The sequence below is a fragment of the Holdemania sp. genome (genome assembly GCF_986127675.1).
Window position 1 is genome coordinate 1 of sequence record NZ_CFQZWI010000096.1, and the last position, 10,517, is coordinate 10,517.

General features: G+C 52.5%; 10 protein-coding genes. All 10 read right to left on the minus strand.

The window, feature by feature from the left end; genetic code table 11:
- Window positions 1–444 precede the first annotated feature (444 nt).
- Window positions 445–1,476, minus strand: coding sequence for a metal ABC transporter solute-binding protein, Zn/Mn family (locus AC5OW4_RS12410; RefSeq protein WP_072684238.1), 1,032 nt, complete (start codon window positions 1,474–1,476; stop codon window positions 445–447).
- Window positions 1,477–1,568: 92 nt separating this feature from the next.
- Window positions 1,569–2,354, minus strand: coding sequence for a site-2 protease family protein (locus tag AC5OW4_RS12415; protein ID WP_072684237.1), 786 nt, complete (start codon window positions 2,352–2,354; stop codon window positions 1,569–1,571).
- Window positions 2,344–2,943, minus strand: coding sequence for a peptidoglycan DD-metalloendopeptidase family protein (locus tag AC5OW4_RS12420; RefSeq protein WP_072684236.1), 600 nt, complete (start codon window positions 2,941–2,943; stop codon window positions 2,344–2,346). The genes AC5OW4_RS12415 and AC5OW4_RS12420 overlap by 11 nt, the downstream gene beginning before the upstream one ends.
- A 67-nt stretch (window positions 2,944–3,010) precedes the next feature.
- Entirely contained in the window at window positions 3,011–4,120 is a 1,110-nt protein-coding gene (locus AC5OW4_RS12425) for an AI-2E family transporter (protein WP_083538492.1), read from the minus strand.
- 164 nt (window positions 4,121–4,284) lie between these two features.
- Window positions 4,285–5,052 (minus strand): SDR family NAD(P)-dependent oxidoreductase, encoded by a 768-nt coding sequence (locus AC5OW4_RS12430; protein WP_072684235.1) that lies wholly within the window; start codon window positions 5,050–5,052, stop codon window positions 4,285–4,287.
- A 165-nt stretch (window positions 5,053–5,217) separates the two neighbouring features.
- Window positions 5,218–8,046, minus strand: coding sequence for a heavy metal translocating P-type ATPase (locus AC5OW4_RS12435; protein ID WP_493677021.1), 2,829 nt, complete (start codon window positions 8,044–8,046; stop codon window positions 5,218–5,220).
- A gap of 235 nt (window positions 8,047–8,281) precedes the next feature.
- Window positions 8,282–9,058 carry a septum site-determining protein MinD gene (gene minD, locus AC5OW4_RS12440; RefSeq protein ID WP_072684233.1) on the minus strand — a complete coding sequence of 259 codons (777 nt, stop codon included), beginning with the start codon at window positions 9,056–9,058 and terminating at the stop codon, window positions 8,282–8,284.
- Window positions 9,046–9,624 carry a hypothetical protein gene (locus AC5OW4_RS12445; RefSeq protein ID WP_072684232.1) on the minus strand — a complete coding sequence of 193 codons (579 nt, stop codon included), beginning with the start codon at window positions 9,622–9,624 and terminating at the stop codon, window positions 9,046–9,048. The genes minD and AC5OW4_RS12445 overlap by 13 nt, the downstream gene beginning before the upstream one ends.
- Entirely contained in the window at window positions 9,606–10,154 is a 549-nt protein-coding gene (locus tag AC5OW4_RS12450; RefSeq protein WP_072684231.1) for a hypothetical protein, read from the minus strand. The genes AC5OW4_RS12445 and AC5OW4_RS12450 overlap by 19 nt, the downstream gene beginning before the upstream one ends.
- On the minus strand, window positions 10,151–10,517 hold a 367-nt coding region (locus AC5OW4_RS12455), incomplete at its 5' end, for a rod shape-determining protein MreC (RefSeq protein WP_493677022.1). The genes AC5OW4_RS12450 and AC5OW4_RS12455, both read right to left, overlap by 4 nt.

Genomic DNA, 10,517 nt, shown 5'->3' on the forward strand with positions numbered 1-10,517 from the left:
AGAATATTATATCCTAACTTCTGATACTCTCGATGAGATACTAAGATTAACTGAACATCACCTGTATGATTTCTTCTCAATCTCAATATTTTATACTCATCTAATTCTATATCGAGTAGGATACTTTATTCCTACTTCTATAATACGAAAAGCGCTGTCCCATCCAGCAAGAAGTGTCAGCGCTCATCTGTCCAACGCCACCGTAAACGGTAGCTCATGACGGGTGCCGCCTTTCAGCAACACCTTACACCTTTAGTATAGACATTCCTGACGGAATTTCAACTCTTTTCTCTTCTTTCTGAGTTAATTGAGCTTCTGAGTCATCAATCCCAGAATCACAGCTCCATTTATTTTTCATTACGCCTGCCTTTAAAATCCGCCGCTTAAAATAAAAACGCGAAGAGAACTTTCCCTCCGCGCTGAAATCCAAATACGATGCGCCGATCAGGCGTCTTCATCCTCGTCCGCCGCCGGCTCCTGAACCGCAGGCGTCAGATCGTCCTCCGCCATGCTTTCCAGCTGATTCAGGTTTTCGACCATGATCGACAGATAATCCTTATTATCCTCGCGCTGATCCGCCGATAAACTCGACAGATTGCTCAAATCCACCCGCTGCAGGTTCAGCTCAGCCGAAAGCTGATCGAACAAAGCGAGCATATCCTCCGTCATGTTCGGTTCATATGCGATATACTTCACGTTGTCCTCCACGATCTTGGTCTTGATGATATCCAGCTGCTTTTCATTCGGCAGCACACCGTATTTTGACAGAATCACCGGATAGACCTGAATGCCGTACGTCTTCTGCCAGTTGCCGAAGCTGGCGGTCATCGAAACGAATTTAATCGTTTTCTTCTCATTTTTCAGCGTGCTGGACAGACTTTGATATTCGGCGTCCAGACGCACCAGCTCGCTTTCCAGCTGGCTGTAATTTTCTTCAAAGTAGCGGCTTTCCTCGACGTAATTCTCGCACAGCCAGTCGCGGATTTCCTTCGCCATGCTCGTCATCGCGATCGGATCCATCCACAACGCCAGATCCTTTTCATTCACGTCGATCGAATCGAAGGCGTCGCCCTTGTAATACGCGCTTTCGACAAACTGCTCGACATCGTTGGCGATGACGCGGGTATAACGTTTAAACGAATAAATCGAATTATTGACGGACAAATCCTTGACCGCCGCCGAACTGGCCGAACGGATTTCCGGCAGCACAAGCTGGAAATACGGCTCAAGCTGGCCGATGTGCAGCACTAAATCGGCGTCCTTGACGCGTTCTTTCAAATCGCCGGCCGCCGTCGCGCGCTGGACGATCATATCGTCCTGCAGACTTTGGATCTCAATCCGGTCCCCGCCGATCTTTTCCAGCAGATATCCTAACGGATAAACCGTATATACTACCTTTTTCTTATCGGTTGCGCAGCCGGTTAAAGAGGTCAGCAGCAAGCCCAGAAGAACTAGAAGAGTAATTTTCTTTCGCATGGATGTTCCTCGCTTCCTTTTAGGATTATAGCATATTCCGGCCTTGAAAAAAACCCTCTTTCCGACAGCCTTTCCTCGTCTGAACTCCCTGTTTAAATCAACCAGCTACGCGGTTGGGATGGAAGCGGCTCGACCTTGCCAAAGCGCCGCGCCAGCCATTGTTTTTCATCAAGCAGTCCCCCCGGCTCCAGGATGACGTTATGCCGCTGGCGGTATAAATCCTGCTTACGATGCAGCTTTAACGGATGGGAACAGGGATGGATCAGGCGGTACAGGTAGAAATGCTCAGCCTGATACGCCCGCTGGCGCCAGCTGATCAGGTTGACGGCAAACAGAAACCCGAACACCCCGAGCGTCATCGGATTGCAATTCATCAATCTGACAAATACCAGCGGAATCAGCAGCGCCGATAAACTATACGTCAGCGCCTGAGCCGTTTGATACGGCAGAACGCAATGCCACAGCGACTGCACGATCCGTCCGCCGTCCAGCGGATACAGCGGCAGCACGTTAAACAGAAAAACCGACCGATTGATATCCAGCACCCAGTCAAGCATGACCGGCGATATCCAGCCCAGTTTTGCCAATCCCCCATAAAGCAAGGGAATGACGCCATGCATCGCCAGCCCGCCGGCCAGAATCACCAGTTCCTCCCACGCATCCCTATCGCCGAAATGCTCCAGCGTCAGCGCCAGCCCGAATGGCAGGATCGACAGCTGGCGAATCGGATAATGGAAAAACCACGCCCAGAACGCATGACCGCTTTCATGCAGCGCCAGAATGAAGAAAATGTGGCCGAGCGGCACAACGGCGTGAGAAAAAAAAGCCAGGGCTGCCACCAGGATGGTAAAACCGCTGACTTTGATTTTAACCGGCATCGCCCATCGCCCGCTCCAGTGTAACCGGCTGGCCTTGTTCGCTGAATTCCAGATAGACCGCATCCTGCACCGCGCCCAGAACCGCGCCCTTTAAAATCCGGTCGTTGAGATGGATCTGGACCTGCTGCAGCGCGCCATAGGTCACCAGCACGCCGTTATCCTGCTTCACCATGACAATCGCTCCGCTCTCCTGTTCGCCGATGTATAAGACGACGCCCTCAGCGATGCTCTGCACCTGATTGCCGGAAGCGGGTTTATAATAATGATCCTGAATCAGCTCATAGCTGACCGCCGCCGCGACCGGCTGATCCTTGCCAAACCACTTTTCAAACGGCAGCCAGGCTGATAAAGACTTTAAATGCAGCTTTTCTGAAAGCACTTCGATCTGTTGAAGGACAGGTTCAGGATCCACCCAATGCTGCTTCTCGTTGATCATCCAGCCTAAACCCAGACTGGCCCCAACCATCGCCAGCATGGCCAGACCGTAAATAAGGGTAAATAACGGACTTCCCGGCCCTTCATAGGCGCGCGGACCCGGCGCTTTGCGGCGGGCGGATATGCGTTTTCTGATATGTTTGATCTCACTCATGGCTGATCTCCTCCCCTGATACTACTGTATGCGGACAGGCAAAAGAAAAAGAACGGCGAACCGTTCTTTATTCGTCTTCTGAAGGCAGCGGGTCATAGCGCTCATTGCGGAAACGCACGAGGTTGACGATCACCCGCAGGCTCATAAATACCGGGATCGAGATCATGATCCCGATTGGTCCCAGCAGCATCCCGCCCGCAAACACACACAGCAGCGTCCACAGCGGCGGTACTTGCGAACTGCGGGAATGCACGATCGGCGCGATGATGTAGGCATCGACCATCGACAGCACGCAGATCCCGCCGATTAAGATCAACACCTTCGGCAGCGGTAAGGTGAGCGAAGTCAAAATCCCGATAAAGTTGGCGACTGTCGCGCCGAAATACGGCACGATCAACCCGATGGAGGTCAGAAGCGCGACCGTGACCGCACTCTTATGCCCGATCAGCATGTACAGCAGCGAATATTCGATAAACTTGATCGCCATCAGCATCAGCAGCGAATGCAGATAACCGCTGATTTCCGCGTTCACCGCGCTCAGATAGATCGGCAGTTCCTTGTCAATCGTGCGCGCCAAGCTGAAAATCGTCTTGCGGATCTTCTCAAAGTCAAACAGCACATATACCGAAATGATAAACGCGAACACCGCGTTGGTCAGAAATGAAAGCACCTTGGAAATCAGCTGCGGCAGCAGCGCCGAAAAGTTCGGCAGCCAGCTTTTCGTATCGTTGAGCAGCGTCGTGATCTGCTGGAAAATCCCCGCGACTAAGATGTTCGGCGCGTTTTCATTCATTTCCACATATTGTTGATAGAGCCAGTTCAAGCCGGAAATCATCGAGTTGATCAGCTCGGTCGTCTTGTCGTAGACCATCGGCACGACCATCATCAAGATCCCGATCAACAAAGTAAGCATCCCCAGGCAGACCAGCGGAATCGCAATCCTGCGCGACACGCCCTTCTTCTGCAGAAATTCAATAAACGGATGAACGACATAGGCGATCCCAAACCCGACTAAAAACGGCGTCAGAATCAGCCGCAGCGTCGTCAGCCAGCTCATCCAGACATTCGAGGTCAGGGAAAGGAAGTACAGGATCAGCAGGATCAGCAGAACCTTCAACAAGTTCTTCAGCGACAGCTGTTCTTTAAAATAAGCGTTCATTTTATGCAGCCACCCCATCGGACATCCCTCCCCTGCGTATCTTTATTTTATCATTATCAGGTTCAAAAGAAAACCGAAACAACCGGCTGTGAATCCAAACAAGGATCCCCGAGAAAAAAGGAAAGGACAAAAGAAACAAGATCTTCTGTCCTGATCCGCAGAAATAAGTTAATGCGTTCGGTTTATACTAACGAGGTTCCCCCGTCGACGATAATACGCTGGCCAGTAACATAGCTGGATGCGTCGCTGGAGAAAAACAGGACCGGTCCGCTGACTTCTCCATGCCGGCCCGGACGTCCCATCGGACACTGGGCGCTGTAGCCTTGTAAGAAGGCTTCCGATTTGAACAGCGTGTTCTGCGTCATCTCCGACTCAAACAATCCCGGACAGACAGCGTTGACTGTGATGTTGAACTGCCCGTAGGAACAAGCCATGCCCAGTGTCAAACCGAGCACCGCCGCCTTGGAGGTATTGTAGGCATGACGGATAAACATGTCGTTTTTGTCGCCGATCAAAGCGTTGACCGAGCTGATGTTGACGATCTTGCCATAATTCTGTGCTTTCATGTGCGGAATCACATATTTGCTCATCATGTACATCCCCTTGACGTTGATGTTCATCGAGCGGTCCCAGTCTTCCTGACTCAGCGTTTCAACTCCGCCGCGGACGGCGACCCCGGCGTTATTGAGCAGGATGTCGATGCGGCCGAAATGTTCGATCACGGTCTTGACGGCTTTTTCAATACTGGCTTCGTCGGTGACGTCGCAGCCGACCGGCAACGCATCAATCCCTTTCGCCCGTAATTCCTCGGCTAAGGCTTCCAGCTTATCCTGACGGCGCGCCAATAACGCCACATTGGCTCCTGCTTCGGCATAAGCTCTGGCCGAATCCGCGCCCAAGCCGCTGGACGCGCCGGTGACGACGGCGATTTTTCCTGTTAAATCAAACATCAGTAAACCCTCCTTCCGGACTTTTCAGTCCTCTTGTAACTTCAGTATAACAGGAATTTCCGGATTTGATTCAGGCAGTTATTAAAATCTTTCGTAATTTCACAAGTTAATTGATGGACAATGTAAAAACCGGTATTTTTTGCAAATACCGGTGAATGAAATGCCTTATTGCCCGCTTTTCAGCGCCCGCATTGAGTTGAGAATCGCCAGCAGCGTCACGCCCACGTCGGCGAACACGCCCATTCCCATGTTGCTTTTCCCAAACAGCGTCAGAATCAGGACGCCGATTTTAATCGCCAGAGAGAACACGATATTCTGGCGCAGAATCGCGTGGGTCTTGCGGGATATCTGAATTGCTCTCGCCAGCGCTGCCGGATCGTCCTTCATCAGCACGATATCCGCCGCTTCGATCGCTGCATCGCTGCCGACGCCGCCCATCGCAACCCCCAGATCCGCCCGGGCCAGCACCGGCGCGTCGTTGATGCCATCGCCGACAAACGCCAGCTTTTTTCCTTCCGGCTGCGCCGCCAGAAGCTTTTCAACCTGTTCAACCTTATCCTGCGGCAACAGCTGCGCATAGACGGTATCAATTCCAATCTGGCCGGCAACTGCTTCGGCAACGCTGCGGTTGTCCCCTGTCAGCATGACGGTGTTGCGGATGCCCGCCTGTTTCAGTTGGCGGATTGCAGCCTTGCTTGTGCCCTTGATTACGTCGCTGATCCCCAGCCAGCCCAGATATTCGCTCTCCCGGGCTACATGGATGATCGTACCGATCTCATCGGCCGGCGGGCAATCGATTCCGTGCGCCTGCATCAATTTCTCGTTGCCAAGCGCCAGCTTCCGGCCGTTGACTTCCACCTCGACGCCCTGGCCTGAGATTTCCTGATAATGGCGGATTTTCTGATTGTCAATCGGTTTGCCATAGGCTGCGACAATCGAACGGGCGATCGGATGAGTGGAATAGGCTTCGCCATACGCCGCCAATTCCAATAACGCGTCCGCTTCGGCATGGACCGGCTGAATCCGGGTAACGCTGAACTTGCCCTCGGTCAGCGTTCCGGTCTTGTCAAAGACGACAGTATCGACGTCTTTTAAAATTTCTAAGAAATTGCCGCCCTTCACCAGAATTCCCTGCCGGCTGGCGCCGCCGATGCCGGCGAACAGGCCCAGCGGAATCGAGATGACCAGTGCACATGGACAGGATACGACCAGGAAAGTCAGCGCCCGGTACAGCCAGACGTCAAACGATCCCATCTGAAGCAGAAACGGCGGAATGATCGCGACCAGAATTGCCGCCACGACGACCGTCGGCGTATAAACCCGGGCAAACTTGGTGATGAAACGCTCGATCGGTGCTTTTTTGGAACTGGCGTTCTCAACCAGTTCCAGAATCCGCGATACCGTCGATTCGCCGAATTCTTTGGTGACTTTTACCTGCACGACGCCACTGAGGTTGACCATGCCGGCCAGAATTTCTTCGCCTTTCCGCGCATCCCGCGGCAGACTTTCGCCAGTCAGCGCGCTGGTATCCAGCGACGTTGTGCCTTCGGTCAGAATACCGTCCAGCGGCACCCGCTCGCCCGGCTTAATCAGAATGGTTTCCCCGATCGCTACGGATTCCGGATCCACCCGCAGTTCTTTTCCTTCCCGCAGTACCGTCGCATAGTCGGCGCGGATATTCATCAGCGAACCGATTGATTTGCGCGAGCGGTTGACGGCGTAGGACTGGAACAGCTCGCCGATCTGATAGAACAACATAACCGCGACGCCTTCCACGTAATCGCCGATCGCAAACGCTCCGATCGTCGCCACGCTCATCAAGAAGGTTTCGTCAAACCATTCACCCTGAAAAACGTTGCGGATCGCATTGTAAACGACTTCCCCGCCGATCAGCAGGAAGCTGATCAGGAAAATCAAAACGACATAGTTTTGTTCCTGCAAGAAAATCCCGGCGATCAAAAACACGATGCCCGCCAACAGCCTGGCGTTCTGCCGGAAGAAGCCCGGCTGAGCCGCTTCCGGTTCCGCATTTTTCGCGCCTGCCTTCATTTCCACGACGTCGACTTCCGGTTCCAGTTTCTTAACAACCTCCGCAATCGCAGCGATCAGCTCCGTCCGGTTCACGGACGGCTTGGCATCGACAAGCAGCGTCTGTGTAGAAAAGGTGACCGAGGCTTCCTGCACCTGCGGCAGGACATTCACCGCCCGCTCGATCTTCGCTGCACAGTTCGCGCAGTCCAGACCGGCTAAGCGCAGTTTCAGCTCACCTTTCATTGTCGAATGATCGACTTCCGGCAAGGCTTCATGATTGTGACCACAGCCGCATTCCTCTTCTCCATGATGATGTTCGCGGTCTTCGCCGCAGTCACTATGTTTGTGGTGATGTTCGTGATCATGACCACAGCCGCATTCTTCCTCTCCATGATGATGCTCGTGGTCTTCGCCGCAGTCACTATGTTTGTGGTGATGTTCGTGATCATGACCACAGCCGCATTCTTCCTCTCCATGATGATGCTCGTGGTCTTCGCCGCAGTCACTATGTTTGTGGTGATGTTCGTGATCATGACCACAGCCGCATTCTTCCTCTCCATGATGATGCTCGTGGTCTTCGCCGCAGTCACTATGTTTGTGGTGATGTTCGTGATCATGACCACAGCCGCATTCTTCCTCTCCATGATGATGCTCGTGGTCTTCACCGCAGTCACAATGTTTGTGGTGATGTTCATATTTCTGACTTTCAGACGGCAGCGAACTGTGCGGCGCCGCTTCTTTTTTATCCGTCACTTCCACGATGCGGATATCCGGCTCGACCTTCTTCACAGCCTGAATGATCTGTTCTTTTCTGGATTCGCCTTCAAATTCAACAATCATCTTTTTGTGAACAAAATCGACGGTGACCTCGTTCAATCCCTTGATTCTGCCGACCTGACGCTCCACCTTCATCGCACAATTCGGGCAATCCAGTTCCGGCAGCGCATATACTTCTGTTTTCATAGTTTTTTCCTCCAGCTAAAATGTTGGATGTTCCGATCATGGAACAGGGCTGATGAAAACCCAACAGAAATTCCGTTATATATGAATATATGTTCATATGTTTTCTGTTCACATTATAGACTACTCCTATTCTGTTGTAAATAGGAAAAATTATTTTTTGTTATTTTTTTGCTTTCTTTATTTCCCGATGCTTTTTATCTCTGAGACAAAGTAAAAAAGACCGCCGCGGCGATCTTTAACCAAACAATTTCTGGATGATGTTTTTCTCTTTGAATTTCGGCAGCGCTGCTTTCTCGCCCAACAGCCGCTGAGCGATCACGGTGTAGCATTGCGAAGTGATCGTACTGCGCTTGAACGCCATCGGCACGCCGCGGTTGTTGCAGGCGATCAGATTTTCATCCTCATAAACTAACCCGATCACTTCCAACCCCAGCCAGTCCGCCGCTTCCTTGACGCTTAGCGAAATGCCTTTTTCAATGTAACGGGGATTGACGCGGTTCATCACCAGCCGGATCGTCGTCTTGCCTTCTTTTAACAGAATTCCAATCACGCGGTCGCTGTCCTGCAGAGCTGCGATATCCAGCTGCACGACGACTAACGCTTCGTCCGCGCAGCACATTGCATATTGGAAGCCGCGCTCAATCCCGGCCGGCGAGTCCAACAGGATAAAATCGAACTGATCCTGCAGCTGATCGATCACCGTCGTCAGATCTTCCAGCTTTAACCGGCCGATATTGACCGTCCGGCAGGCCGCCATGAGAAAAAGATTTTCACAGCGCTTGTCCTGGATCATCGCCCGGCTCAGGGGACAGCGGCCTTCGACCGCATCCTTCAAGTCATAGAACACGCGGTTTTCCAAGCCCATCATCACGTCCAGATTTTTCAAGCCCAGATCCATGTCGATCATACATACTTTTTTGCCTAATGACGCCAGCGCGATGCCGAGGTTGGCGCAGACCGTCGTTTTGCCGACGCCGCCCTTGCCGCTGGTGATCATGATTACCCTTGCCACACTTCTTCCTCCTTCAAACTCAGACTCATGCATCTCTGATTCTCATAATACACACAGACTTTCGCGAAATTTGTCAGAATCTGCCAGTCGCTGTCTGAAATCTTGACGCGGGCATGATCCAGTCCCATCGCGATCAGCTGGCAGGCGGGATCGAGCAGGCGGATCTGCCCGGCAACTGTGCCCAGGACGATCAACGGCCCGCCGCCGCGCATTTCGATCTGAATCGGCTGGCGCACATCGTGAAGCAATACGGCCGCACCTTCCAACTGAATCACCTCGCCCGCCCGCAGCGGTTCGCGGATCACGGTCAAATCACCTGAGACTTCCGGTTTTTTCTGAACATAGAGTCCCCGGCAGACGCAGCCGGTCGCCTGCAGGATCTCAAACAACTGTTTCAGCCGCTCCGCGCCCGGATCGCTGTCAAAAAAAACTTCGGCCGGATGACCGTCGCGGGTCTTCAGCAGCCGAAGCTTGGCCTCCAGCTCGACGGCCTGATCCTGCCATTGACGGCAGTCCATGCGAATCGTGAGTCCGGAGTTTTGTCCGATTATTTTAACTGTTCCCATCTGAGCTTCTCCCCTTTTCTGCGGATTGACTCCCGCCGAATCTGCAGGGTCTGCCGCTGATCATTCATCCAGATCACAAGCAGGATCGGCGCCAGATTGCCGACAAGCGTCGTTACCAGACGCTTGCTCAGCCATGTCATCAGCGACATCGCCGACAGATTGCTTGCGGTCATATAGAAGTATATCAGAAGCTCTTTGACGAAAATGATCGAAAGTAAGAGAATCATCAGCTCTAATAACGAAGAACTGATATGCTTGCTCCAAATATGAATCAGAAACGCGCACGCCATGCACACCAGCGAGCTGAGCATGAAGTGATCGGCGTTGAGAAAATCAAAAACCATCCCTGCCACAAACGCCATGAACAGCGAATCCAGAAGATTTTTCTGCCGCACCGTCAGCATCAGCGCACAAAAGCCCATGCACGGAATAAAAACTGAATGAATCAACGCGAAATCAAATGGGAACAGCGCCGTGAGGATCATGTCGGCAACTAAGCAAATTCCGATGAAAGCCGCTTCGTAAATCATTGCGAAGCCCCCTGGCGGCGGACGACGCAGACATAGTTAAACGATTGAAAATCCGCAGCCGGCCGGACGTAAATATTCATGCCGACCGCATTGCTCAGCTCCTCGACCTTACTGACCGTGCCGACAAGCAAGCCGGAAGGAAAGACGCCGCCCATACCGCTGGTTACGACGCGCATCTCTTCCGTAACGGTCGCGCCGGAAGTCAACAGCTGCATCACAAAAGCCTGTTCGTTGCTGTCATATTTCACCAAAATGGCATCGACCGTTTTCCCTTCGTCGATCTCAATCTTTACAGACACCTTATTCAGACCGTCTTCCGCAGTGATCAGCTTCACCGAGATCGGAAGAGCACACGTCTGAACT